Annotated in this window: 21 protein-coding genes; 8 read left to right on the forward strand and 13 right to left on the reverse strand. The window is 70.9% G+C overall.

All coding sequences use genetic code 11. From position 1 onward, the window contains the following. Positions 1-27: 27 nt before the first annotated feature. Positions 28-978: a heme o synthase gene (locus ACTYVM_RS00705; RefSeq protein WP_445524246.1), complete on the reverse strand. Its 951-nt coding sequence runs from the start codon at positions 976-978 to the stop codon at positions 28-30. Positions 979-1352: 374 nt separating this feature from the next. On the opposite strand from ACTYVM_RS00705, the gene tkt reads away from it, so the two are divergent. From tkt to pgl, 5 genes are read left to right on the forward strand one after another with little or no spacing between them, the layout of a single operon-like run. Next, positions 1353-3440 carry a transketolase gene (gene tkt / locus ACTYVM_RS00710; RefSeq protein ID WP_445524004.1) on the forward strand — a complete coding sequence of 696 codons (2088 nt, stop codon included), beginning with the start codon at positions 1353-1355 and terminating at the stop codon, positions 3438-3440. A 34-nt stretch (positions 3441-3474) separates the two neighbouring features. Then, positions 3475-4593 (forward strand): transaldolase, encoded by a 1119-nt coding sequence (tal, locus tag ACTYVM_RS00715; RefSeq protein WP_445524005.1) that lies wholly within the window; start codon positions 3475-3477, stop codon positions 4591-4593. A 5-nt stretch (positions 4594-4598) separates the two neighbouring features. Further along, positions 4599-6137, forward strand: coding sequence for a glucose-6-phosphate dehydrogenase (gene zwf, locus ACTYVM_RS00720; protein WP_400026331.1), 1539 nt, complete (start codon positions 4599-4601; stop codon positions 6135-6137). After that, complete coding sequence (opcA, locus tag ACTYVM_RS00725; protein ID WP_445524006.1) at positions 6134-7138, forward strand: glucose-6-phosphate dehydrogenase assembly protein OpcA; 1005 nt, start codon at positions 6134-6136, stop codon at positions 7136-7138. The genes zwf and opcA overlap by 4 nt, the downstream gene beginning before the upstream one ends. Before the next feature lie 38 nt (positions 7139-7176). Beyond that, positions 7177-7917, forward strand: a complete 741-nt coding sequence (gene pgl / locus ACTYVM_RS00730; protein ID WP_445524247.1) for a 6-phosphogluconolactonase — start codon at positions 7177-7179, stop codon at positions 7915-7917. 172 nt (positions 7918-8089) lie between these two features. Here the strand turns inward: pgl and ACTYVM_RS00735 are convergent, their stop codons facing one another. From ACTYVM_RS00735 to ACTYVM_RS00755, 5 genes are all read right to left on the reverse strand, one after another. Next, the gene (locus ACTYVM_RS00735) at positions 8090-8929 is read right to left on the reverse strand and encodes a carbohydrate ABC transporter permease (RefSeq protein WP_445524007.1); all 840 of its coding nucleotides are present in this window, start codon (positions 8927-8929) and stop codon (positions 8090-8092) included. Beyond that, entirely contained in the window at positions 8926-10296 is a 1371-nt protein-coding gene (locus tag ACTYVM_RS00740; RefSeq protein WP_445524008.1) for an ABC transporter permease, read from the reverse strand. The genes ACTYVM_RS00735 and ACTYVM_RS00740 overlap by 4 nt, the downstream gene beginning before the upstream one ends. Positions 10297-10302: 6 nt before the next feature. After that, positions 10303-11643 (reverse strand): ABC transporter substrate-binding protein, encoded by a 1341-nt coding sequence (locus ACTYVM_RS00745; protein ID WP_445524009.1) that lies wholly within the window; start codon positions 11641-11643, stop codon positions 10303-10305. A 38-nt stretch (positions 11644-11681) separates the two neighbouring features. Next, the gene (locus ACTYVM_RS00750; RefSeq protein WP_445524010.1) at positions 11682-13313 is read right to left on the reverse strand and encodes a glycoside hydrolase family 13 protein; all 1632 of its coding nucleotides are present in this window, start codon (positions 13311-13313) and stop codon (positions 11682-11684) included. 221 nt (positions 13314-13534) lie between these two features. Next, positions 13535-14806, reverse strand: coding sequence for an ABC transporter substrate-binding protein (locus ACTYVM_RS00755; RefSeq protein ID WP_445524011.1), 1272 nt, complete (start codon positions 14804-14806; stop codon positions 13535-13537). 160 nt (positions 14807-14966) lie between these two features. Here ACTYVM_RS00755 and ACTYVM_RS00760 point away from each other — a divergent pair, with 160 nt between their 5' ends. The 3 genes from ACTYVM_RS00760 (at position 14967) to ACTYVM_RS00770 (ending at position 18578) form a co-directional block, all read left to right on the forward strand. Further along, positions 14967-15482, forward strand: coding sequence for a PadR family transcriptional regulator (locus ACTYVM_RS00760; RefSeq protein WP_445524012.1), 516 nt, complete (start codon positions 14967-14969; stop codon positions 15480-15482). After that, on the forward strand, positions 15479-16234 hold the full coding sequence (locus tag ACTYVM_RS00765; protein ID WP_445524013.1) for an ABC transporter ATP-binding protein: 756 nt from the start codon (positions 15479-15481) through the stop codon (positions 16232-16234). The genes ACTYVM_RS00760 and ACTYVM_RS00765 overlap by 4 nt, the downstream gene beginning before the upstream one ends. Positions 16235-16295: 61 nt before the next feature. Next, positions 16296-18578 carry an ABC transporter permease gene (locus tag ACTYVM_RS00770; RefSeq protein ID WP_445524014.1) on the forward strand — a complete coding sequence of 761 codons (2283 nt, stop codon included), beginning with the start codon at positions 16296-16298 and terminating at the stop codon, positions 18576-18578. Between the two features lie 39 nt (positions 18579-18617). Here the strand turns inward: ACTYVM_RS00770 and pgi are convergent, their stop codons facing one another. The 7 genes from pgi to gap form a co-directional block, all read right to left on the reverse strand. Beyond that, entirely contained in the window at positions 18618-20270 is a 1653-nt protein-coding gene (pgi, locus tag ACTYVM_RS00775; protein WP_445524015.1) for a glucose-6-phosphate isomerase, read from the reverse strand. Between the two features lie 66 nt (positions 20271-20336). Beyond that, positions 20337-21617, reverse strand: a complete 1281-nt coding sequence (locus ACTYVM_RS00780; protein WP_445524016.1) for an MFS transporter — start codon at positions 21615-21617, stop codon at positions 20337-20339. A gap of 138 nt (positions 21618-21755) precedes the next feature. Then, positions 21756-22091 carry an RNA polymerase-binding protein RbpA gene (locus ACTYVM_RS00785; protein ID WP_073952427.1) on the reverse strand — a complete coding sequence of 112 codons (336 nt, stop codon included), beginning with the start codon at positions 22089-22091 and terminating at the stop codon, positions 21756-21758. 215 nt (positions 22092-22306) lie between these two features. Beyond that, positions 22307-22543 carry a preprotein translocase subunit SecG gene (secG, locus tag ACTYVM_RS00790; RefSeq protein WP_100569504.1) on the reverse strand — a complete coding sequence of 79 codons (237 nt, stop codon included), beginning with the start codon at positions 22541-22543 and terminating at the stop codon, positions 22307-22309. 160 nt (positions 22544-22703) lie between these two features. Beyond that, entirely contained in the window at positions 22704-23480 is a 777-nt protein-coding gene (gene tpiA, locus ACTYVM_RS00795) for a triose-phosphate isomerase (RefSeq protein ID WP_445524017.1), read from the reverse strand. Between the two features lie 6 nt (positions 23481-23486). Further along, positions 23487-24698, reverse strand: a complete 1212-nt coding sequence (locus tag ACTYVM_RS00800; RefSeq protein ID WP_445524018.1) for a phosphoglycerate kinase — start codon at positions 24696-24698, stop codon at positions 23487-23489. A gap of 165 nt (positions 24699-24863) precedes the next feature. Then, entirely contained in the window at positions 24864-25871 is a 1008-nt protein-coding gene (gap, locus tag ACTYVM_RS00805; RefSeq protein WP_100569507.1) for a type I glyceraldehyde-3-phosphate dehydrogenase, read from the reverse strand. Positions 25872-26066 lie beyond the last annotated feature (195 nt).

Here is a 26066-nt window from a genome sequence, read left to right on the forward strand (position 1 = left end):
ACCACCCCCGCGCCCCCGCGCGGCAGGTCAGCGCAGGAACGGATCCACCGCCACCGCCACGAACAGCAGCGACACATAGGTGATGGACCAGTGGAACAGGCGCATCTCCTTCAGCTTCGTGCCGGTCGCCTCGGCCTTGGCCCGGTTCTGCAGCGCGTGCGCCTCCCACAGCCACCAGCCGCCCGCGGCCAGCGCCACCACCGTGTAGAACCAGCCGGTGTAGCCGAGCGGGGTCAGCAGCAGCGAGACCGCCACCATCACCCAGCTGTAGAGCACGATCTGCCGGGCGACGACCTTGTTCGAGGCGACGACCGGGAGCATCGGCACGCCCACACGCGCGTAGTCCTCCCGCACCTTCATGGACAGCGGCCAGTAGTGCGGCGGCGTCCAGAAGAACATGACGAGGAAGAGGATGACGGGCGCCCACGACATCGAGTTCGTGACCGAGGACCAGCCGATCAGGACCGGCATGCAGCCGGCGATGCCGCCCCACACGATGTTCTGCGACGTACGGCGCTTGAGGATCATCGTGTAGACGACGACGTAGAAGAGGAGCGCTGCGAGCGACAGCCACGCGGACAGCCAGTTGACGGTGAGGCCGAACAGCAGCGTGGAGACGACCGCCAGCGTGATGCCGAAGGCCAGACACTCGCGCGGGCTGACCATGCCGGTGACCAGCGGGCGCTGGGAGGTCCGGTCCATGAGCGCGTCGATGTCGCGGTCGATGTACATGTTCAGCGCGTTGGCGCCACCCGCCGACAGGTAGCCGCCGAGGCAGGTGATCAGGACCAGCCCCAGGTCGGGCACACCCCGCTGGGCCAGGAACATCACCGGCACGGTGGTGATCAGCAGCAGCTCGATGATCCGCGGCTTGGTCAGCGCCACGAACGCCTTGACACGGGCCCCGAACGGCCGGTGGCTCGGGCTCTGGCTCGCGAGCACCCCCGCTGGACGGGATTCGACGGCCGTCACGCACACCCCTGACAGAGACATCCCAGCGAGCCGACCGTGTGAACCGACGGTGAGGACTCGCGCGTACCACGCCACTGTAGACGTTGCCCAGACCCGGACATTCGCGGGGGTGGCGTCGTGTTGGCGGGGCCCTCCGGACGGGCGCGATCCGGCTCGATTGAGCGATCGGATGAGCACCCCCGTATTCATGTGTCCCATGGGATTCCGGCCGGTGGGGAGGCGGATCGAGAAGAGTCCCGGCACTCTGGAACGACGCGGAAAAACGCACGTTCTGACGGGATAGGCTCACATCGGCCGGCCGACGCCGAGAACGCCGGCAACCGGTGCGCGGTCCCCCCGCACGCCGGCATCCGACATGTGGAGAGGAGCCCTGACCCAGGGTGAGCACCAAGCCGACCACCACAGACCTCGAGTGGACCGAGTTGGACCAGCGTGCCGTGGACACCGCGCGCGTCCTGGCCGCCGATGCCGTACAGAAGGTCGGCAACGGCCATCCCGGCACGGCGATGAGTCTGGCTCCCGCCGCCTACACCCTCTTCCAGAAGGTGATGCGGCACGACCCGGCCGATCCGCAGTGGGTGGGGCGCGACCGCTTCGTGCTGTCCGCCGGCCACTCCTCCCTGACCCTCTACACCCAGCTGTACCTGGCCGGTTTCGGGCTGGAGCTGGACGACCTGAAGGCCTTCCGCACCTGGGGCTCGAAGACGCCCGGCCACCCGGAGTACGGGCACACGGCGGGCGTGGAGACCACGACCGGCCCGCTCGGCCAGGGTGTCGCCAACGCGGTGGGCATGGCGATGGCCGCCCGCTACGAGCGCGGCCTGTTCGACCCGGAGGCCCCCGCGGGCGAGTCCCCGTTCGACCACTTCGTCTTCTGCATCGCCGGTGACGGCTGCCTCCAGGAGGGCATCTCCGCCGAGGCGTCCTCGCTGGCCGGCCACCAGAAGCTCGGCAACCTGATCCTGCTGTGGGACGACAACCACATCTCGATCGAGGGCGACACCGAGACGGCCGTCTCCGAGGACACCGCTCTGCGGTACGAGGCCTACGGCTGGCACGTGCAGCGCGTGGAGGCCAAGGAGGACGGCGACCTCGACCCGCGGGCGATCCACGCGGCCGTCGAGGCGGCCAAGGCCGTCACCGACCGGCCGTCCTTCATCGCGATGCGCTCGATCATCGCCTGGCCGGCCCCGCACGCGCAGAACACCGAGGCCGCGCACGGCTCGGCGCTGGGCGAGGAAGAGGTCGCGGCCACCAAGCGCGTCCTCGGCTTCGACCCCGAGCAGCACTTCGAGGTCTCCGACGAGGTGCTGGAGCACACCCGCGCCGCCGTCGAGCGGGGCCGCCGGGTCAGGACCGAGTGGGAGAAGTCGCTCCAGGTCTGGCGCGAGGCCAACCCCGGGCGGGCCGCCGAGTTCGACCGGATCGCCGCGGGCGAGCTGCCCGCCGGCTGGGACGAGAAGATCCCGGTGTTCGAGGCGGGCAAGGGTCTCGCCACCCGCGCCGCGTCCGGCAAGGTGCTCCAGGCGCTCGGCGACGTGATCCCGGAGCTGTGGGGCGGCTCGGCGGACCTGGCCGGCTCTAACAACACCACCATCGACAAGACCTCGTCGTTCCTGCCCGAGGGCAACCCGCTGCCGGAGGCGAACCCGTACGGGCGCACCCTCCACTTCGGCATCCGTGAACACGCGATGGCCGCGGCGATGAACGGCATCACGCTGCACGGCAACACCCGCGTCTACGGCGGCACCTTCCTGGTCTTCTCCGACTACATGCGCAACGCGGTGCGCCTGTCGTCCCTGATGCACCTGCCGGTGACGTACGTCTGGACGCACGACTCCATCGGCCTGGGCGAGGACGGCCCCACCCACCAGCCGGTCGAGCACCTCGCCTCGCTGCGCGCCATCCCGGGCCTGAACATCGTCCGCCCGGCCGACGCCAACGAGACCGCGATCGCCTGGCGCGAGATCCTGCGCCGCTGGACCAAGGAGTTCGGCAAGGGCGCGCCGCACGGTCTGGCGCTGACCCGCCAGGGCGTGCCGACGTACGAGCCCGACGACGACGCCGCGCGCGGCGGTTACGTCCTGTTCGAGGCCGAAGGTGGCGAGCCCCAGGTCGTCCTGATCGCCACCGGTTCCGAGGTGCACGTGGCCGTGGAGGCCCGCGAGCAGCTCCAGGCCGAGGGCATCCCCACCCGGGTGGTGTCCATGCCGTCCGTGGAGTGGTTCGAGGAGCAGGACCAGGGGTACCGGGACAGCGTGCTGCCGCCGGCCGTGCGGGCCCGTGTGGCGGTCGAGGCAGGCGTGGGTCTGACCTGGCACAAGTACGTGGGAGACGCCGGCCGCATCGTTTCCCTCGAGCACTTCGGTGCTTCGGCCGACGCCAAGGTGCTCTTCCGCGAGTTCGGTTTCACCGCCGAGAACGTGGCGGCCAAGGCCCGGGAATCCATCGCCGCCGCCCAGCGCTGACGCTCATACACGACCCGTAGGAGATGCAATTTCCATGACAGACGCACTCAAGCGCCTTTCCGACGAAGGCGTCGCGATCTGGCTGGACGACCTGTCGCGCAAGCGGATCACGTCCGGCAACCTCGCCGAGCTGATCGACCAGCAGCACGTCGTGGGCGTCACCACCAACCCGACGATCTTCCAGAAGGCCATCTCGCAGGGGGACGGCTACGCACAGCAGGTCGCCGACCTGGCCGCCCGCCGGGTCACGGTGGAAGAGGCCATCCGCATGATCACCACGGCGGACGTCCGGGACGCCGCCGACATCATGCGTCCGGTCTTCGACGCCACCGGTGGCAAGGACGGTCGGGTGTCCATCGAGGTGGACCCGCGCCTGGCCCACAACACCAGGGCGACGGTCGCCGAGGCCCGCCAGCTGGCCTGGCTGGTCGACCGGCCCAACACGCTCATCAAGATCCCGGCCACGAAGGCGGGCCTGCCGGCGATCGCCGAGACCATCGGCAACGGCATCAGCGTCAACGTCACCCTGATCTTCTCGCTGGAGCGCTACCGCGCGGTGATGGACGCGTACCTGAGCGGCCTGGAGAAGGCCGCGGAGCGCGGCCTGGACCTGTCGAAGATCCATTCGGTGGCGTCCTTCTTCGTGTCCCGCGTGGACACCGAGATCGACCGGCGGATCGACGAGCTGGGCACCGACGAGGCCAAGGCGCTGCGCGGCAAGGCGGGCGTGGCCAACGCGCGTCTGGCCTACGAGGCGTACGAGGAGGTCTTCGCCTCCGACCGGTGGAGCGCGCTGGAGCGGCACGGCGCCAACAGGCAGCGTCCGCTGTGGGCGTCCACCGGTGTGAAGGACAAGGCGTACAAGGACACCATGTACGTCGAGGAGCTGGTGGCGCCGAACACGGTGAACACCATGCCCGAGGCCACGCTGGAGGCCACCGACGACCACGGCGCGATCCGCGGCGACGCCGTCACCGGCACCTACGAGCAGGCCCGTGCGGACATCGACGCGCTGGAGAAGATCGGGATCTCGTACGACGACGTGGTCCAGGTCCTGGAGGACGAGGGCGTCGAGAAGTTCGAGTCGTCCTGGAACGACCTGCTGAAGTCCACCGAGGCGGAGCTGGAGCGCCTCTCCCCCGCGGAGGGCTGAGAACCTTGGCGCCCCTTTCCGTCACCGGAGCGAACCCGCTCCGTGACCCCGCCGACCGACGGCTCCCGCGTATCGCGGGGCCGTCCGGCCTGGTCATCTTCGGCGTCACGGGCGACCTGTCGCGCAAGAAGCTCATGCCCGCGGTGTACGACCTCGCCAACCGGGGTCTGCTGCCGCCGGGCTTCTCGCTCGTCGGATTCGCCCGCCGCGACTGGGAGCACGAGGACTTCGCCCAGGTCGTGCACGACGCCGTCAAGGAGCACGCGCGCACGCCGTTCCGCGAGGAGGTCTGGCAGCAGCTCATCCAGGGCATGCGCTTCGTGCAGGGCACGTTCGACGACGACGAGGCGTTCGAGCGGCTGCGCGGCACGATCGAGGAGCTGGACAAGGCGCAGGGCACGGGCGGCAACTTCGCCTTCTACCTGTCGGTGCCGCCGAAGTCGTTCCCGGTGGTCATCCAGCAGCTGAAGAAGCACCAGCTGGCCGACCAGAGCCAGGGCTCGTGGCGGCGCGCGGTCATCGAGAAGCCCTTCGGCCACGACCTGAGGTCGGCCGAGGAACTCAACAAGGTCGTGCACGAGGTCTTCGCCCCGGACCAGGTCTTCCGTATCGACCACTACCTGGGCAAGGAGACCGTCCAGAACATCCTGGCCCTGCGCTTCGCCAACACCATGTTCGAGCCGATCTGGAACCGGTCCTTCGTGGACCATGTGCAGATCACCATGGCCGAGGACATCGGCATCGGCGGCCGGGCCGGCTACTACGACGGCATCGGCGCCGCCCGTGACGTCATCCAGAACCACCTGCTGCAGCTCCTGGCGCTGACCGCGATGGAGGAGCCCGCCTCCTTCGGCGCGGACGCGCTGGCCGCGGAGAAGACCAAGGTGCTCGGCGCGGTGAAGCTGCCCAAGGACCTGGGCAAGTCGACCGTGCGCGGGCAGTACGCGGCGGGCTGGCAGGGTGGCGAGAAGGTCATCGGCTACCTCGAGGAAGAGGGCATCGACAAGAAGTCGAAGACCGACACGTACGCGGCCGTCAAGCTGGAGATCGACAACCGCCGCTGGGCGGGCGTCCCCTTCTATCTGCGCACCGGCAAGCGCCTGGGCCGCCGGGTCACCGAGATCGCGGTGGTCTTCCAGCGGGCGCCGCACTCCCCCTTCGACACCTCGGCCACCGAGGAGCTCGGGCAGAACGCCATCGTCATCCGCGTCCAGCCGGACGAGGGCGTCACGGTCCGCTTTGGCTCCAAGGTGCCCGGCACGTCGATGGAGATCCGGGACGTGTCGATGGACTTCGCCTATGGCGAGTCCTTCACGGAGTCCAGCCCGGAGGCGTACGAGCGCCTGATCCTGGACGTGCTGCTCGGCGACTCCAACCTCTTCCCGCGCACCGAGGAGGTCGAGCTGTCCTGGCGGATCCTCGACCCGATCGAGACGTACTGGGACAAGCACGGCAGGCCCGCGCAGTATCCCTCCGGGACCTGGGGGCCCACCGAGGCGGACGAGATGCTCGCACGAGACGGACGGAGCTGGCGCCGGCCATGAAGATAGACCTGACCGACACCACGGCCAGCAAGATCAACAAGGCGCTGGTGCAGGGTCGCCGGGCGATCGGCACCCCGGCGGTCGGCATGGTGCTCACGCTGGTCGTCGTCACCGACGAGGAGAACGCCTACGACGCCCTGAAGGCCGCCGGCGACGCCTCGCGCGAGCACCCCTCGCGCAAGCTGGTGGTCATCCGGCGGGTCTCGCGCACGATCCGCGACCGCACGTCCTCTCGGCTGGACGCCGAGGTGCGGGTGGGCGCGGACGCGGGCAGCGGCGAGACGGTGGTGCTGCGGCTGTACGGCGAGGTGGCCGACCACGCCCAGTCGGTGGTGCTACCGCTGCTGCTCCCCGACGCGCCGGTCGTCGTCTGGTGGCCGGTGAACGCGCCGCTCGACCCGGCCAAGGACCCGCTGGGAGCGCTGGCGCAGCGCCGGGTCACCGACACCTACGCCTCCGAGCAGCCGGTGCGGGAGCTGTCGGCGCGAGCCGACGCGTACACGCCCGGCGACACGGACCTGTCCTGGACCCGGATCACGCCCTGGCGCTCCATGCTGGCGGCCGCCCTGGACCAGGTCACCTGCGAGGTCAGGGCCGTGGAGGTGGAGGGCGAGGAGTTCAACCCGAGCTGCGAGCTGCTGGCGATGTGGCTCGCGGACCGGCTGGACGTGCCGGTCAGGCGCGCGCAGTCCGCGGGTCCCGGTCTGACCGCGGTCCGCATGGACACCAGTTGCGGCCCGATCGCCCTGGACCGCGCCGACGGCAGGCTGGCGACCCTGTCCATCCAGGGGCAGCCGGAGCGGGCCGTGGCGCTGAAGCGGCGGGAGACGGCCGAGCTGATCGCGGAGGAGCTGCGGCGGCTGGACCCGGACGACACCTACGCGTCCGCGCTGCGGTTCGGCGTGGACCGGCTGGAGGGCGCCGGGGCGTCCGCGGGCTCCACGGCGTCCGCGAAGGAGCCGGTCGCGGTGCCCGTGCCGCAGGAGGAAGCCGCCAAGTGAGCACTCCGCAGCTGGTCGTCCACCACGACAAGGAACTGATGGCGCAGGCCGCCGCGGCCCGGCTGATCACCCGGATCGTGGACGCGCAGGCCTCGACGGGTTCGGCGTCCGTGGTCCTCACCGGCGGACGCAACGGCAACGGGGTGCTGGCCGCGCTGGCGGCCGCGCCCGCCCGCGACGCGATCGACTGGGGCCGCCTCGACCTGTGGTGGGGCGACGAGCGGTTCCTGCCGGAGGGCGACCCGGAACGCAATGTCACGCAGGCCCGCGAGGCCCTGCTGGACTCGGTGCCGCTGGACCCCGGGCGCGTGCACGCCATGCCCGCGTCGGACGGTCCCTACGGCACGGACGTCGAGGCGGCGGCGGAGGCCTACGCCGAGGAGCTGGCCCGCGCGGCCGGCCCCGAGAACCACGGCGCGGTCCCGGCGTTCGACGTCCTGATGCTGGGCGTCGGCCCGGACACCCATGTCGCCTCCCTCTTCCCGGAGCACCCGGGGGCGCGCGAGACGGAGCGTACGGTGATCGGCGTGCACGGCTCCCCCAAGCCGCCGCCCACCCGCGTCTCCCTCACCCTGCCCGCCATCCGCTCGGCCCGTGAGGTGTGGCTGCTGGCGGCCGGCGAGGACAAGGCCAACGCGGTGGCGATGGCCCTGTCGGGCGCGGGCGAGATCCAGGCCCCGGCAGTGGGCGCCCGGGGCCGCGCCCGCACCCTGTGGCTCCTGGACACGGCGGCGGCCTCCCAGCTGCCGCGGTCGCTGTATCCGCCGGCGTCGGCGTGAACGACACAGGTGCGGCGGCGGTGAGAACACCGCCGCCTCCCCCGTGTTGTTTTTCGTTTTAGGAAGAGGGCGTACCAGCCGAAGCGGGGGTCCGGGGGCGGCAGCCCCCGGGGACGGGAAGGGAAGGGGCGGCGAGGGCGAGAACCCTCCCCCGCCGCCGCCCACCGCACCGTCACTTCACCGACCCCGCCATCACCCCCTGCACAAAGTGCCGCTGGAAGGCGAAGAACACGACCACCGGCACGACCAGCGACAGGAACGCCCCCGGCGCCAGCACATCGATGTTGCTGCCGAACTGCCGGATCTGCGACTGGAGTTCCACCGTCAGCGGCTGCGACGAGGTGTCGGCGAACAGCAGCGCCACCAGCATGTCGTTCCACACCCACAGGAACTGGAAGATGGCGAGGCTCGCGATCGCGGGCCGCCCCACTGGCAGCACCAGCCGGGTGAAGATCCGCCACTCGTTGCCCCCGTCCATGCGGGCCGCCTCCAGCATCTCCTTGGGCATCTCGGCGAAGTAGTTCCGCAGCAGGAACACCGCGAACGGCAGTCCGTAGGCGACGTGGAAGAGGACCACACCGGGGATCGTGCCGAACAGGCCGAGCTGTCCGAAGAGTTTGGCGACGGGCAGCAGACCGATCTGCACGGGCACCACCAGCATGGCCACCACCAGCAGGAACAGCGGCTCACGGGCCGGGAAGTCCAGCCAGGCGAAGGCGTATCCGGCCAGCGCCGCGATGACCACGACCAGGAACGTCGTGGGCACCGAGATCAGCACCGTGTTCCAGAAGGCCCTGGTGATGCCCGAGTTCTTCAGCAGCGCCGAGTAGTTGTCGAAGGACAGCTGCCCGGGGCTGGCCAGCGCCGTCCACCAGCCGCCCTTCGCGGTGTCCGCAGCCGAACGCAGCGACGACAGGAACAGTCCCGCGAGCGGGGTCATCCAGACCAGGCCGATCACCACGAGGACGGCCTGGACCAGCCCGTTGCCCAGGCTCCGCCTGACCGCGTTCATCGCTGACTCCTTCGGAAGCGGCGGACGTTGAACACCATCGCCGGGATCACCAGGAGCAGCAGCAGCACACCGAGCGCGCTGCCCAGGCCCTGGTTGTTGCCACCGCCGAACGACACCAGCCACATCTGGGTCGCCAGCACGGTGGCGTCCTGCTGCACCGGGCCGGGCGCGATGATGTAGACGAGGTCGAAGACCTTCATCACGTTGATCACGAGGGTGACGAAGACGACGGTGAGGACGGGGGCGAGCAGCGGCACGGTGATCCGGCGGAAGATCTGCCACTCGTTGGCCCCGTCGATGCGCGCCGCCTCCAGCGCGTCACGCGGCAGCGCGGACAGTCCGGCGCCGATCAGCACCATCGCGAACCCGGTCCAGATCCACAGGTAGGCGCCGATGATCATCGGAGTGACGAGGGTCGGGCCGAGCCAGGAGACGCCCTGGTAGGGCTGCGCGAAGTTGGCCTGGGGCAGCTTCACCTCGTACGAGCCGGCCGTCAGGCCCGTGAAGCGGAAGGTGCCGTCGGAGCCCGTGGTGGTGCTCGCGACCGTCCGGCCGTCGCGCACCGCCTCGACCTCCATGCCGGGCAGACCGCTCTCGCCGTGGTCGACCTTGCCCTGGGTGCCGCCTCCGCCGGGCGCGAAGTCCAGGTAGACGACACCGCGCAGTTCGTCCGCGGCGGCCTTCTCGCCCTCCACCGGGCGGGCGGGCGCGGCATCGCCGGGCAGGTCCTTGGGCAGCACGCCGACCATCGGCAGGGTCACCGTGGCGCCCGGGGACAGGCTCGCGTCGGTGAGGTACGAGCCGTCCCGGCCCTGGGTCAGCCCGAACCCCTCACGGGCGCGGGCGCTCGGGTAGGACGGGGATCCCTTGAAGACGTCGTGCACGGAGACCACGGCGGCGTTGAGGACGCCCTTGTCCGGGTCCTCGTCGTAGGCGAGCCGGAAGATGATGCCGGCGGCCAGGAAGGACACGGCCATCGGCATGAACAGCAGCAGCTTGAACGCCGTCGCCCAGCGGACCTTCTCCACCAGCACGGCGAGGATCAGTCCGAGCCCGGTGAGCAGCGCCGGGGCGACGACGACCCAGATCGTGGTGTTCCGGACGGCCTTCAGCGTCGCCGGGTCGCGGAACATCTCGGTGTAGTTGTCCCCGCCGACGAAGCGGGTGCCGGAGGCGTCGAAGAAGCTCCGGCCGACGGAGAACAGCACCGGGTAGGCGACGAGCGCGCCGAGCAGCAGCAGTGCGGGGAAGACGAACAGCAGCGCGACGACCCGCCCCCGCCGCCGCGCGCGCCGGGCACGCTCGGCGTGCGCGGCGGGCGACGGGGGGCTCGCGCCCTTCTCCTTCGCGGGCATGGTGGCGGTCATGGTGGGTCAGCCCTGGTTCTTGTACGCCTTGGCCGCCGCGGCCTCCAGCTTCGCCGCGGTGCCCTTCGGGTCCGACGGGTCGCGCAGGAAGTCCTGGAGCAGCTTCCACTCGCCGACGCCGGCGGTGCCGCCGAAGGCCGCCGGGGCCTGGTCGGACATGTCGAACCGGACCGCGTCCGAGTCACCGGACTCGATCAGGGACTTGGCGGTGGCGCGGGTGACGTCGTCGCCGTAGGAGGCGAGGTCGAGGTTCTTGTTCGGGGACAGGAAGCCGCCGGCCTTGGCCCACACGGCCGCGGCCTCCGGAGTGGCCAGGTACTCGAGGAGCTTCATGCCGGCCTTGGCGTTCTTGCCGTCCTTGAGGACGACGGCCGCGTCACCGCCGCTGACGACCGGAGCGTTGCCGCCGTCGACCGGCGGGAAGGGGAAGAAGTCCGCGTCCTTGCCGATGGTCCGGTTGAACTGGTCGTGGGCGACGCCCGCGACGAAGTCGCCCTCGTAGACCATGCCGGCCTCGGGCTTGGGTCCGAAGACCTTCTCCACCGAGCCCGGGAAGTCGGTGTTGAGGGCGCCCTTCTGGCCGCCCGCGATCAGCTGCTTGTCCTTGAACAGCTTGCCGAGCGTGGTGAGCGCCTTGACCACGCTGTCGTCGGTCCACTTCAGCTCGTGCGCGGCGAGGGCGTCGTACTTGTCGGCACCGGCCTGGGAGAGGTAGATGTTCTCGAACCAGTCGGTCAGGGTCCAGCCGTCCTGTCCGGCGACCGCGAAGGCGGCGAGCCCGGAGTCGGAGAGGGTGTGCCCGGCCTTGAGCATCTCGTCGTACGACTTCGGCGCCTCGACCCCGGCCTGGCTCAGCGCGTCCGGGCTGAACCAGACGGTCGACTTGTGGGCGGCCTTGAAGTAGAGGCCGTACAGGGCGTCGTCGACGCTGCCGTACTGCTTCCACACGGGCGCGAAGTTGGCGTCCACCGACTTCTGGGTGGTGGCGGACAGCGGCTCGAGCCAGCCCTTCTTGGCGAACTGCTGGAGCACGCCGACCTGCGGGACCATCACGACGTCGGGGGCGTTGCCGCCCTCGATCTTGCTGCCGACGACGGTGGAGACGTTGTCGCCGGTCGACATGAACTGGGTCTTGGCGCCGGTCTTCGTGGAGAACGCGTCCAGCACCTTCTGGAAGTTCTTCTGCTCGCTGCCGGACCAGACGCCGGCCACGGTGACCGTCTGGCCGCTGAGCGTCTTGTCGCCGCCGCCCGCGGAGACGGGGTCGTCGCTGCCGCAGGCGGTGGCGCCGAGGGCGAGGACGAGGGCGGTGCAGCCGGTGAGCAGGGTGGTACGTCGTCGCATCATCGTTGATGTCCCTTCGGAAGGTGGGGAATTGACGAGGTTCAGAGGTCGGTGCCGTCGGTGATCCACCAGGCGGCGGAGGACCCGGCGAGCACCCCGGGCGGGCAGTCGCCGCTGGCCAGGAGCGGAGTGCCGGAGACCGGCGCGGCCGTGGGCGACGTGCCGAAGTTGACGGCGCAGACCAGTCCGTCGCCGCGGACGAAGGCGAGCACGTCGGGCTCGGTGTCCAGCCAGCGCAGTGTGCCGTCGCCCAGCTGGGGCAGGGCGGAGCGCAGTTGCAGGCCGTCGCGGTACAGGTGCCAGAAGGAGCGGGTGTCGGCGAGGGCGCGTTCGGTGACGTACTCGGCGAAGTACGCGGGCTGCGGCAGCCAGGGCTTGGCGCCCCCGGGTCCGGAGGTGAAGCCGAACGGGGAGGCCTGTCCCGACCAGGGCAGCGGCACCCGGCAGCCGTCGCGGACGTGGGTGCGGCTTCCGGTGCGGTGGAAGATCGGGTCGGTGAGCACGTCGTCGGGCAGGTCGACGACCTCGGGCAGGCCGAGTTCCTCGCCCTGGTAGACGTACGCGGCTCCGGGCAGCGCCAGCATCAGCAGGGCGGCGGCGCGGGCGCGGGCGGCGCCCAGGCCGCTGCCCTCGAGGGCCGGTTCGCCGTAGCGGGTGACCGTGCGGACCTGGTCGTGGTTGTTGAGGACCCAGGTGACCGTGGAGCCGGTGCCGGCGATGTCCTCCATGGCCTCGGAGATGACCTTGCGGAAGGCGTCGGCGTCCCAGGGGGCGCCGAGCAGGTCGAAGAAGAAGGCCTGGTGCAGCTCGTCCGCGCGGACGTACTGGGCGTGTTCGCGGGCGCTGGGCACGGACACCTCGCCGACCAGCAGGCGTTCGCGGCCGTCCCGCGCGGTGTACTCCTCGCACACCGCACGCCAGTGCCGCCACACGTCGTGCACCTCGGGCTGGTTCCAGGCGAGCGGGTTGACCGAGTCGCGGGTGCGGGCGTCGGCCTCCGGGTCCGGGGAGTCGGGCAGTTCGGGGTGCTTGAACAGGCCGGCGGCGACGTCGATGCGAAAGCCGTCCACGCCCCGGTCCAGCCAGAAGCGCAGGACGCGCTCGAACTCGGCGGGGATCTCCGGGTTGCGCCAGTTCCAGTCGGGCTGCTCGGGCGTGAACATGTGCAGGTACCACTGGCCGGGGCGGCCGTCCGACTCGGTGACCCGGGTCCAGGCGGGGCCGCCGAACATGGCGTGCCAGTTGTTGGGCGGCTCGGCGCCGTCCGGGCCGCGGCCGTCGGTGAAGTGGAAGCGGGCGCGCGCGGGACTGCCGGGTTCGGCGGCGAGCGCCTCGCGGAACCACGGGTGTTCGCTGGAGCAGTGGTTGGGGACGATGTCGAGAAGCACCCTGATCCCGAGCCGACGGGCGGTGTCCGTCAGCAGGTCGAACTCGGCGAGGTCGCCGAAGAGCGGATCGACGCCGCAGTAGTCGGCCACGTCGTAGCCGTGGTCGTGCTGCGGGGACGGGAAGAAGGGGCTCAGCCAGATGCCGTCGACGCCGAGCTTCTTCAGATAGGGCAGCCCGGCCCGGACCCCGGCGAGATCGCCGATGCCGTCGCCGGTGCTGTCCAGGAAGCTGCGGACGTACACCTGGTAGATCACCGCGTCGCGCCACCAACCATGCCTGTTCAATCCATTGACCTGTTCCTGTGAAGGCAGCAGTTATGCATGCATGTTAGGTAGCGGTGTCACGAAGGTGTCAATGAACGGAACAGAAGCTCCCGGGGAGTTGACTGCCCATGTCCGGACTTGTCCAGTCGAGTCGGACGCAGATGTGATGGCGGCGTTACCTAACAAGTAACTAGGGGCGGGGCTCCTGACGGCGCTTCCGCCGCACGCCCTTGCCGAATGTCCTACGAGCGGTCGGCGATGGCGTCGAGCTCGCGCGCGAGGCGCCGCACGGCCGCCTCGGGGGTCTGCCGCCCGGCCAGCGTGTCGTGCACGACCGCCTGCACCACCAGGCTGACCTGGTCGTAGTGCGGGCTCTTGGGGCGCGGCGCGGCGGCCAGCACGGAGGCACGCAGGGTCGGCAGGTACGGGAACCGCCGCACGAGCGCGGGGTCTTCGTACAGCGCGGCGCGCACGGGCGGCAGCGCGCCCTTGGTGAGCACCTGGCGCTGGACGGGCTCGCTGGTGAGGTACGCGATGAGGCGCGCGGCCGAATCGGGGTGCCGCGCATGTGTGTTGACGGCCAGATTGGAACCGCCGAGGACACTGGTGCCCGGCCCGTCGGGGCCGGGCAGCTGCACGGCCCCGACCTTCCCGGCGACCGCGGACCCCTCGCCGGAGGCGACGACGTACGCGTACGGCCAGTTGCGCAGGAAGAGCAGCCGGCCGTCCCGGAAGGCCTGCTTGGACTCCTCCTCCTTGTACGTCAGCGCCTCCTTGGGGATCCAGCCCTCACGGAAGCCGCGCGCCAGGAAGCCGATGCCCTCGCGGGCCGCGCCCGAGTCGACGGTGACGCGCTCGCCCTCGTCGCCGAGGATCGTGCCGCCCGCCGAGTACACGGCCTCCGCCGCGTTGACCGTCAGCCCCTCGTACGGCAGGAACTGGCCCGCGTAGCCGTCCAGTCCGTACTTCGGTGCGATCGTCCTGGCGGCGTGCTCCAGCTCGGCCCAGGTACGCGGCGGCGCGACGCCCTCCTTGTCCAGGATGTCCTTGCGGTACAGCAGCAGCCCCGCGTTCGTGACGTAGGGGACCGCGTACAGCCGTCCGTCGTAGGTGGCCGTGTCGACGACCGGGGGCAGGAAGGTGTCCAGCGGGAAGCGCTCGCGCGGCAGCGGGCGGATCCAGCCGGCGGCGGCGAACTCCGAGGTCCAGTTGACGTCGATGTTGAGCACGTCGAACCGGCTGCGGTTGCCGCCACGCAGGTCGGTGGCCATCTGCGCCCGGGTCTCGTCGGCCGCGTCGGGCAGCTCGACGAGGGTGACCCTCTCGGCGGGGTGGGTGCGGTTCCAGCCCTCCAGCAGCGGGCCGAGGTAACCGGTCAGATCGCCCGCGGTGGCCAGGGTGAGCGGGCCGCGGCCACCGCCCCCCTCGGTCGCCCGGGCCCCCGATGCCGTGTAACCGGTCATGATCACGACGAGAACGAGGAGGCCCCTACCAGCGGCGTGGATCCACCGCATAGGTTCCTCCTTGCACACCGGCGCCGGGCATCTTCGCGCGGCTCAGGCCATGTATACCTGTTAGGTATGGGCGATACTAGGGCCTGGCGTCAATCTCACGCCGTCCACCCCGAGACACCACGCATGACGCGTCTGACGAGGACCTAGGAGGAAAGCACGCGTGCGCCTGCCCCTCCTGGCACTTCTCGCGCGCGGTCCCGCCCACGGCTACGAGCTGAAGCAGGACCTTGAGCAACTGCTGGGCTCCGCGTACCCTCAGCCGAACGTCGGCCAGATCTACGTGACCCTCGGCCGCCTCGAGAAGTCGGGACTGATCGAGGGCGAGGAGGTCGAGCAGTCCAGCCGGCCCAACAAGAAGATCTACCACCTCACCGACCCCGGGCGGGAGGCGCTGCGCGCCTGGTTCGCGGAGCCCGAGGACGAGCCGCGGGTGCGGGACGAGTTCTTCATGAAGCTCGCCCTCGCCCCGCAGACCGGTCTCGCCGACCAGGTCGCCCTCATCAACAAGCAGCGGCGCCAGTACCTCAACACCATGCGCAACCTGTCCAAGCTGGCCGCCGCCGAGAGCCGGGACAACCGAATCGCCCATCTGCTGATCGAGGGCGCCATGCTGCACCTTCAGGCCGACCTGGACTGGCTGGAGCGGTGCCAGGAGGAACTGGAGGGGCTGGAGTGAGCGACGTCCGAGCTCCCGTGCTGCTGCGGGCCGAGGGCCTGGTCAAGACGCACCACGGCCAGGGGGCGCCCGCCCGGGCCGTGCGCGGGGTGGATCTGTCGGTGACCCGCGGCGAGTTCGTGGCGGTCACCGGCCCGTCGGGGGCGGGCAAGTCGACACTGCTGCACCTGCTCGGCGGGCTGCAACGGCCGGACGAGGGCAGCATCTGGCTGGACGGCCGGTGCACCGACGCCTACAGCGAGGCCCGCTGGGCCGAGGCGCGCCGCAACGGCATCGGGATCGTGTTCCAGTTCTTCAACCTGGTCTCCAACCTGTCCGTCGCCGACAACGTCGAACTGCCCGCCCTGCTCGCCGGCCGCTCACCGCGGCAGGCGCGTGCCGAGCGGGAGGAACTGCTGGCCGAGCTGGGCCTGGAGGGCAAGGAGCGCAGCATGCCGGGCGAGCTGTCCGGCGGGGAGCAGCAGCGGGTCGCGCTGGCCCGCGCGCTGGTCAACCACCCTCCGCTGCTGCTCGCCGACGAGCCCGCCGGCAGCCTCGACAGCAAGGGGACCCGCGAGGTGATGCGGCTGCTGTCCCGCTTCCACGGGCGCGGTCAGACGATCGTGCTGGTCACCCATGACGCCCGGCTGGCGAGCGCCGCGGACCGGGTGATCAGTTTCTTCGACGGCCGGATCGCCGACGACGCGGAGCTGGACGGGACGACGCCGTCGCGGAGCACCGGGATCTCCGGCGTGCTGGAGCTGAGGGACTGAATGCGGTGTACGACGACCTGATGTGCCCGGGTCCGCGCTCCGGACCGAGGGACTGAGGCCGGTGCGAGCCATGTTGCGCTGGGCGCACTCCGATCTGCGCGCCCACCGGGGGGAGGCGCTGTTCATCGTGCTGGCCACGGCCGGCATCGTCGCCTCGCTGCTGCTGGCCACCGCGCTGTTCGGCTACGCGACCAACCCCTGGCAGCGGGTGTTCACCCAGTCCCACGGGGCCCATGTGTGGCTGCACACGGCGCGGTCCGCCGAGACGGGACGGCTCGCCGGGCTGGACGGCGTGGAGGCGGTCACCGACGCCTACCTCGTCGAGTCCACCACCGTCGTCGCCCGCGGCACCCGCGCCACCGTGGAGTTGCGCGGTACGCCCTCGGCTCCCACCGTGGGCCGCCCGCTGCTCACCGCGGGGCACTGGCCGACCGCCGGGGAGCCGGACGGCGTGGTCCTGGAGAGCCGCCTGGCCACGGCGCTGCTCGCCGAGCCCGGGGACACCCTCGCCCTGCCCGGCACCGGACGCACGCTGAGCGTGGTGGGCATCGCCGACAGCGCCGAGCCCCGCTACGTCCCCGGCGAGCAGCCGGGGCTGGTGTGGGCACAGCCGTCCGCCGTGCGCGAGCCCGGCGGACGGGTGGTCGGGCTGCGGCTGACCGATCCCGGCGACACGGACTACGCCGTGCAGCGCGCCGTCACCGTGCTGGGCGCCGGCGTGGTCGGCGAGGTGTCCACCTGGCAGCAGGCGCGGGCCGAGGCGCAGGGCGACAACCGGCTGCTCGGGCAGGTGCTGGGCCTGTTCGGGCTGGGCGCGCTGGTCGCGGCCGGGCTGGCGGTGCACGGCGCGATCGGCACCCGTATCCGGGGGCATCTGCGGGACATCTCGGTGCTGAAGGCGATCGGTTTCACGCCCGCCCAGGTGGTCCGGATCTTCCTGCTCCAGCATGTGGCGTACGCCGTGCTGGGCGCCGTGGCGGCCGTGGCGCTGACCGCGGGTCTTGGCGCGCGGATCCCGGGCCGGCTGGGCGACGCGGTCGGGGTGTGGCAGGGCCTGCCGGGTCACACGGTGGCCGTGTTCGCCGTTCCGGTGGGCGCGGTGCTGTTCATCGGCGCGGTGACCGGGCTCGCGGCGTGGCGGGCGGGCCGGGTGCCACCGGTCCCGGTGCCGCGCCCCGTGGCGGTGCCGGGCGGCGGCCTGACCGCGGTCGCCCGCCGGGCGCTGGGTCTGCGCCTGCCGCCCGCGCTGGTCCTGGGCTGGCACCGGGCCTTCACCCGCCGCCCCCGCACGCTCGCCACCGTGGGACGGCTGGCGCTGCCGCTGCTGCTGATCGTGGTGGCGATGAGCGCCTGGACCACGATCGACCGCTTCCACAGCAGGCCGGAGGAGCTGGGGCTGCCGGCCGCGCTCACCGTCCGCCCCGACAGCACCCTGAACGATCCCGGGGCGCGGGAACTGCTGGCGCGGGAACCCGGGGTCGCCGCCGTCTACCCCGGTGTGGAGGTGGCCGCCCTGGTCCCCGGGCAGACGGCCACGATCGCCCTGCGGGGCCTCGGCACCCGCGCGGCCCCCTACCCGTTCGCCCTGGCCGAGGGCCGCCGTGCCGACGGCCCCGACGAGGCGGTGGCCGGGCAGGGCCTGCTGGACCTGCTCGACGTCCGGGTCGGCGACTGGGTGCGCATGACGGTGGGCGACCAGCCGCAGATCCTGCACATCGTCGGCCGCAGCATCGAGCCGGAGAACGCCGGCCGGGTCATCTCCACGTCCCTGGACACCCTGCACGAGAACGACCCGAACCTCAGCCCCACCTTCTACCAGCTCCGCCTCGGTCAGGGCGCCGATCCGCGCCAGGTCGCCACGGCCCTGTCCGCCACCGCCCACGGCCACCTGGACGTCCACCCGGTGACCAACCCGGCCGACGGCCTGTCGTCAATGCGCGCGGTCATCGCGGGCCTGATCTGCGTCCTGGCCCTGATCGGCCTGATCGAGCTCCTCTCCGCGATCGGCGGCACGATCCGCGAGGGCGAACGGGACCTGCTGGCGCTGAAGGCCATCGGTCTGTCCCCCCGCCAGATCACCGCGATCACGGTGACCTCGACCAGCTGCACCGCCCTGGCCGCCGCGGCCGCCGCCACCGCCCTGGCCCTCCCCCTCTCCACCTGGCTGATCAACACCCAGGGCCGCTCCAGCGGCGTCGGCGCCGGCATCGCCAGGACCCCCTCCCCGCTGCTGCTGCTCCTCTTCGTCGCCTCGGCGGCCCTGGGTGCCGCGGCCCTCTCCGCCCTTCCCGCCACCAGGGCTTCCCACCGCCGCCTGGCAGACACGCTGACGGCGGTGGCTTGAACCCTCAGGAGGGACCGGCGGGAGCGAGGGACGCGCTGCTCAGCGGGAGCGAAGGGCGCGGTACTTGGCGACCAGGGTCGTCGTGGACGGGTCAAGACCCTCCACCCGCGCGCCCTCCGTCAGAGCCGGCTCCACCCGCTTCGCCAGGACCTTGCCCAGCTCGACCCCCCACTGGTCGAAGGAGTCGATGTTCCAGACGGCGCCCTGGACGAACACCTTGTGTTCGTACAGCGCGATCAGCTGCCCCAGCACCGACGGAGTCAACTCGCGCGCGAGGATCGTGGTCGTGGGGTGGTTCCCCCGGAAGGTCTTGGGCGGCACCAGCTCCGGCGCCACCCCCTCCGCCCGCACCTCCTCCGGCGTCTTGCCGAAGGCCAGCGCCTGGGTCTGCGCGAAGAAGTTGGCCATCAGCAGATCGTGCTGCGCCCGCAGTTCGCCGCTCAGCTCGGCCACCGGCTCCGCGAAGCCGATGAAGTCCGCCGGGATCAGCTTCGTGCCCTGGTGGATCAACTGGTAGTACGCGTGCTGCCCGTTCGTGCCCGGCGTCCCCCACACCACCGGCCCGGTCTGCCAGCCCACCGGCTCCCCGTCCCGCTGCACCGACTTCCCGTTGGACTCCATGTCCAGCTGCTGGAGATACGCGGTGAACTTCGACAGGTAGTGCGAGTACGGCAGCACGGCATGCGACTGCGCGTCGTGGAAGTTGCCGTACCAGATCCCCAACAGGCCCAGCAGCAGCGGCACGTTGGACTCGGCCGGGGCGGTCCTGAAGTGCTCGTCGACGAGACGGAAGCCGTCCAGCATCTCCCGGAACCGGTCCGGCCCGATCGCGATCATCAGGGACAGGCCGATCGCGGAGTCGTACGAGTACCGCCCCCCGACCCAGTCCCAGAACTCGAACATGTTCTCGACGTCGATGCCGAACCCGGACACCTTCTCCGTGTTCGTCGACAGCGCCACGAAGTGCCGGGCGACCGCCTCCGGGCCGGCCTTCAGCTCGCCCAGCAGCCAGTTGCGCGCCGAGGTGGCGTTGGTGATCGTCTCGATCGTGGTGAACGTCTTGGACGCGATGACGAACAGCGTCTCCGCCGCGTCCAGGTCCCGCACGGCCTCGTGCAGGTCCGCGCCGTCGACGTTCGACACGAACCGCACCGTGATACCGCGGTCGGTGTAGGCCCGCAGCGCCTCGTACGCCATCGCGGGGCCCAGATCGGAGCCGCCGATGCCGACGTTGACCACGGTGCGGATCCGCTTGCCGGTGTGCCCCGTCCACTCCCCCGACCGCACCCGGTCGGCGAAGTCGCTCATCTTGTCGAGGACGGCGTGCACCCCGGGCACGACGTTCTCCCCGTCGACCTCGACCACCGCGTCCCGCGGCGCGCGCAGCGCCGTGTGCAACACCGCCCGGTCCTCGGTGACGTTGATCTTCGCACCGCGGAACATCGCGTCCCGCAGCCCGAACACGTCCGTCGCGGCGGCCAGCTCCCGCAGCAGCCGCAGGGTCTCGTCGGTGACGAGGTGCTTGGAGTAGTCGACGTACAGATCACCGACCTGGAGGGCGTACGCCTCGCCGCGCTCCGGGTGGGCCGCGAACAGATCTCGCAGACCGGTGTCGGCGAACTCCTCACGGTGCCTGGCCAGAGCGGTCCACTCCGGCCTCTGGTCGAGCCTGGTACGGGCGTCTGCGTTCATTCGGACCTCAGCCTTCTTTCCTAGCTGTCCTGCGTCCCTGCCCCGCTGCCGCACCAACCTAGTTGATCAGCGGGTGGCATGAGTCGTCGTCACGCCGTCCTCCGGCGCAACAACGAGTACGTCGGCGCGACGCGCGGGTATCAGCGCGGCCACGGAGAGGACGAAGAACCCGGCCGTGAGCAGCGCCGGCCAGTTCGGCCCCCACATCGCGGCGACGGCCCCGCCGAGCACCGCCCCGAGCGGCGCCCCGGCCACCGCGAGGGTGCGGAAGGCCGCGCTGACCCGGCCCAGCATCCCGGCGGGGCTGCGCTGCTGCATCAGTGTCGTCGTGTTGACGTTCCACACGATGCCCATCAGCCCGAAGACCGCCAGCGCGACCACCGCGACGGCCAGGCCGCGCACCAGCCCCACGGCCACCAGCGCGGCGATCTGCACCCCGCCGGCCAGCAGTACGGCCCGCATCCGCCCGAGCCGGTCCACGATCCAGCGGTTGGCCGCTCCCCCGGCCAGGCTGCCGAGCGTGTACGCCGTCAGCGCCGCCGCGTACCCCTTGGTGCCCGCGCCCAGCCAGCCTGTCACCACGATCACCAGGGTGGCGATGAGCGCGCCCATCCCGACGTTGCACAGCGCGGTGGCGGCGCACAGCCCGCGCAGGGCCCGGTCCCGCCCGAGGGCGCGCAGTCCTTCGGCGATCTCCCGCCGCAGCGTGCTGCCCGCGGGTCTCGGCTTCCGCTCGGGCGCGGGGACCCGCAGGGAGGCCACGAGCGCGGCGGCGACCAGGAAGGTGACCGCGTCGGCCGCGAAGGGGGCGGCGGCCCCCGCGGCGATCAGCAGGGGCACGACCGGGCCGCCCAGCAGCCCGCCCGCGAGACGCTGCCCGGTCATCAGACGGGCGTTGGCACTGCCGAGCGTCCGGGGCTCCACCAGGGCGGGCAGCAGCGCCGTGGCCGCGTTGTCGAAGAGCGTCTGGAGCGTGGTCAGCGCGAAGGCCAGGGCGATCAGCAGGCCGATCGAGGCGTGCCCGAGGGCCACCGCCAGGGCGAAGCCGCCGACCAGCAGGCCCCGTACCGTGTCCGCCGTCCACATCGCGCGCCGCTGGTCCACGCGGTCCGCGACGGCGCCGCCGAGCAGTCCGAAGACGATCCAGGGCAGATAGCCGCAGGCCGTGACGGAAGCGATGAGCAGCGGGTCATCGGTCAGGGACAGGGCGAGCAGCGGCAGCGCGGCCGTACGCAGCGCGTCGCCGAAGCTGGACAGCACGGCGGCGCTCCACAGCCGCCCGAATCCACCGCGCCACGCCGGCGCACCCGCGTCCACGGCCTCACGCCCGGCCTCTGCCCCCGTCATGGCTTCCCCTCCGCTCACGATTCGCCGATGCACAAACCGTAGAGGGCACCACTGACAATCGGTCCGCGGCGGCCGGTCCGCCCCGATACGCAACAGGCCCGGCCCCGCGCCTGAAGGCGGCCGACCGGACCTCAAGTCCTAGATCTCGCCCCGCAGTTTGGCGAGCGCCTCGGCCAGGATCGCCTCACCGTCCGCGTCGCTGCGCCGCTCCCGCACATAGGCCAGGTGCGTCTTGTAGGGCTCGGTGCGCGGCGGGGCCGGCGGGTTGTCCTGGTCCTGACCGGCCGGGAAACCGCAGCGCGGGCAGTCCCAGGTGTCGGGGACCTGCGCGTCGCTGGCGAAGCTCGGCTGAGTCTCGTGTCCGTTGGAGCACCAGAAGGAGATGCGCAGACGTGGCGCGGACTCGCCACGCTCGGCCTCGCCCATCGGCCCCGCCCCGACCCGGCTTCCTCGGATCGCGTTGCCACTTGCCACGGTCGTAACTCCCTGCGTGATGGTGCCGCGAAGCGAGTCGGCCTCCGCTCCGCTGCGAGCGCCTCAGTCTACGTAAGGCCCAACGCGCGTCCAGTGATAGGAGTTACCGCTCCCACACAGACGCAAGCCCCATGATAGGCCGCGCTCAGCAGCGCGCACCGACCATGGGGCTTTACGTACGGAATATGCGGTCCCGACCGACGGGCCGCCGCTCGTCAGCTGCTCGTCTTCATCAGGATGCCGAGCACGATGATGCAGGCGAGCCACAGCAGGCCGATCACCACGGTGATGCGGTCGAGGTTGCGCTCGGCGACCGAGGAGCCGCCGACGGACGACTGCATACCGCCACCGAACATGTCGGAGAGGCCGCCACCCTTCCCCTTGTGCATCAGCACCAGCAGCATCAGCAGCAGGCTGAAGACGATCAGGGCGATCGAGAACCCCAAAACCACGGCTGGACCAACTTCCTCGGATTCGGATGGACGACGGAGTCTGGCAGGTCATGCCTACCATGCCCCCGCAAGGGTACGACGGATCGCCGCCCGCGCATACTCACGGCCCGGCCCGCCGCGCACGGTGGGCCCGCGGCCCGGTACCCGCGGCGGGCCCGGCTCACTGCTCGGCGAAGCGCACGATCTTGACGAACTCGTCCGAGTCCAGCGAGGCACCGCCGACCAGGGCGCCGTCGATGTCCTCCTGCGCCATGATCTCGGCGACGTTGCCCGACTTCACCGAGCCGCCGTACTGGATGCGCACCTGGTCGGCGACCTCCTTCGAGTACAGCTCGGCGAGCTTGCCGCGAATGGCGCCGCAGACCTCCTGGGCCTCTGCGGCGCCGCAGACCTTGCCGGTGCCGATGGCCCAGACGGGCTCGTAGGCGATCACGATCGACTCGGCCTGCTCGGCGGGGATGTCCTTCAGGCCCCCCTCGACCTGGGCGAGCGTGTGCGTGACGTGGTTGCCCGCGTCGCGGACCTCCAGCTCCTCGCCGACGCACAGGATGGGGGTCAGGCCGTGCTTGTAGGCGGCCTTGACCTTGGCGTTCACCAGCTCGTCGGTCTCGTTGTGGTACTGCCGGCGCTCGGAGTGGCCGATCGCCACGTAGGTGCACTTCAGCTTGGCCAGCATGGGGCCGGAGATCTCGCCGGTGTAGGCGCCCGAGTCGTGCGCCGAGACGTCCTGGGCGCCGTACTTGATCTTGAGCTTGTCGCCGTCGACCAGCGTCTGCACGGAGCGCAGGTCGGTGAAGGGCGGCAGGACGGCGACCTCGACGGCCTCGTAGTCCTTGTCGGCCAGGGCGAAGGCGAGCTTCTGGACGTGCGCGATGGCCTCGAGGTGGTTGAGGTTCATCTTCCAGTTGCCCGCCATCAGCGGCGTGCGGGTGCTCATACGGTTTCAGTCCTCCAGTGCGGCGAGGCCGGGGAGCGTCTTGCCCTCGAGGTATTCGAGGGAGGCGCCGCCACCGGTCGAGATGTGGCCGAATGCCGACTCGTCGAAGCCCAGCGTACGGACGGCCGCGGCGGAGTCGCCGCCGCCCACGACGGTGAAGCCGTCCGAGTCGACCAGGGCCTGGGCGACCGCCTTGGTGCCCTCGGCGAAGTCGGGGTGCTCGAAGACGCCCATCGGGCCGTTCCAGAAGACGGTGGCGGCGTCGGCGAGCTTCGCGGCGTACAGCTTGCGGGTCTCCGGGCCGATGTCCAGGCCCATCTGGCCGGCGGGCATGGCGTCCGCGGCGACGGAGGCGGGGTGGGCCGGAGCCTTGGTCTTCATGTCGGGGAAGGCGGGCGCGACCAGGGTGTCCACCGGCAGGAGCAGTTCGACGCCGGTCTTGGCGGCGCGCTCGAGGTACTCCTTGACCGCCGGGATCTGGTCCTCCTGGACGAGGGACGTGCCGATCTCGTGGCCCTGGGCCTTGAGGAAGGTGTACGCCATGCCGCCGCCGATGAGCAGCCGGTCGGCCTTGCCGAGCAGCTCGTCGATGACGGCGAGCTTGTCGGAGACCTTGGCGCCGCCGAGCGCGACCACGTAGGGCCGCCGGACGTCCTCGGTGAGCTTCCTCAGGACGCCTACCTCGGTGGCGATGAGGTGGCCCGCGTAGTGCGGGAGGCGGGCCGGCAGGTCGTAGACGGAGGCGTGCTTGCGGTGCACGGCGCCGAAGCCGTCACCGACGTAGACGTCCGCGAGGGCGGCGAGCCGGTCGGCGAACTCGCCGCGCTCGGTGTCGTCCTTGGACGTCTCGCCGGGGTTGAACCGCAGGTTCTCGATGACCGCGACCTGGCCGGGCTGGAGGCCGTCCACGGCGTCGTGGGCGGCCGGGCCGACGGTGTCCTGGGCGAACGCCACGGGGGCACCCAGGAGTTCGCCGAGCCGCTCGGCGGCGGGCAGCAGCGAGAAGGCCGGGTCCGGGGCGCCCTTGGGGCGGCCCAGGTGGGAGGCCACGATCACCTTGGCACCGGCCTCGGCGAGGGCCTTGACGGTGGGCAGGACGGCGCGGATGCGGCCGTCGTCGGTGATGACACCGTCGGCCAGCGGCACGTTGAGGTCCGCGCGGACGAAGACCCGCTTGCCGTCCACGCCTTCAAAGAGAAGTTCGTCGATCGTCTTCATGGGGTGGGACTCCTGGGGAAGGGGCTCTTGATCGTACGAGGGCTGATCGATCCGCACGTGGGCGGGTTGTGGTCGTTCGGCCCGCTGTACGTGCGTCAGGGCCCGGACGACGCGTTGACGCGCCGTCCGAGCCCTGCTCTCACATGGAGGTGCCTGCCCTGCCGGTCAGAGCTGGTTGCCGACGAAGACCGTGAGGTCGACGAGGCGGTTGGAGTAGCCCCACTCGTTGTCGTACCAGCCGATGACCTTTACGTTCTTGCCGTCCTGAACCATGGTCAGGGAGGAGTCGAACGTGCAGGACGCCGGGGCGTTGACGATGTCCGAGGAGACGATCGGGTCCTCGGTGTAGTCCAGGAGGCCCTTCAGCTCGCCCTCGGCGGCCTTCTGGAAGGCGGCGTTGACCTCTTCCTTGGTGACCTCGCGGGACAGCTCGATGACGAGGTCGGTGACCGAGCCGGTGGGAACCGGGACGCGCATGGCGATGCCGTCCAGCTTGCCCTTGAGCTGCGGCAGCACCAGGGCGGTGGCCTTGGCGGCGCCGGTGGTGGTCGGGATGATGTTCTCGGCGGCGGCACGGGCGCGGCGCAGGTCCTTGTGCGGGAAGTCCAGGATGCGCTGGTCGTTCGTGTACGCGTGCACCGTGGTCATCAGGCCCTTGACGATGCCGAAGTTCTCGTCGAGGACCTTCGCCATCGGCGCCACGCAGTTGGTGGTGCAGGAGGCGTTGGAGATGACGTGGTGGTTGGCCGGGTCGTACTGGTCCTGGTTGACGCCCATCACGATGGTGACGTCTTCGTTCTTCGCGGGGGCGGAGATGATGACCTTCTTGGCGCCGCCGGCGATGTGCTTCTCGGCGTCTTCCTTCTTGGTGAAGATGCCGGTGGACTCGATGACGATGTCGACGCCGAGTTCACCCCAGGGGATGTCGGCGGGGTTGCGCTCGGACAGCACCTTGATGGTGTGGCCGTCGACGGTGATGGTGTCGGCGGTGTGGGAGACCTCCTGCTTGAGGCGGCCCAGGATGGTGTCGTACTTCAGCAGGTGAGCGGTGGTCGCGGTGTCACCCAGGTCATTGACAGCCACGATCTCGATGTCTGCACCCTGCTCCAGCAGCGCGCGGAAGTAGTTACGACCGATGCGGCCAAAGCCGTTGATGCCTACGCGGATCGTCACGAACCGATCTCCTCGTTGGTACGCCGGTTTCGACGCCGGCGAGCTGTGTTTGGGATGTCCCCGACCACCCACGACCCTACCCCTCCGAGGCCTCCGAAGTGACATCCGGACGCGACCCGGACAGCACGGCTTCGACAAAGACCCGAACTCGTCGCGCGAGCTGCCTGGATCACCCGATTTCGCTATGGATTGCCC

The organism is Streptomyces cyslabdanicus (genome assembly GCF_052663305.1).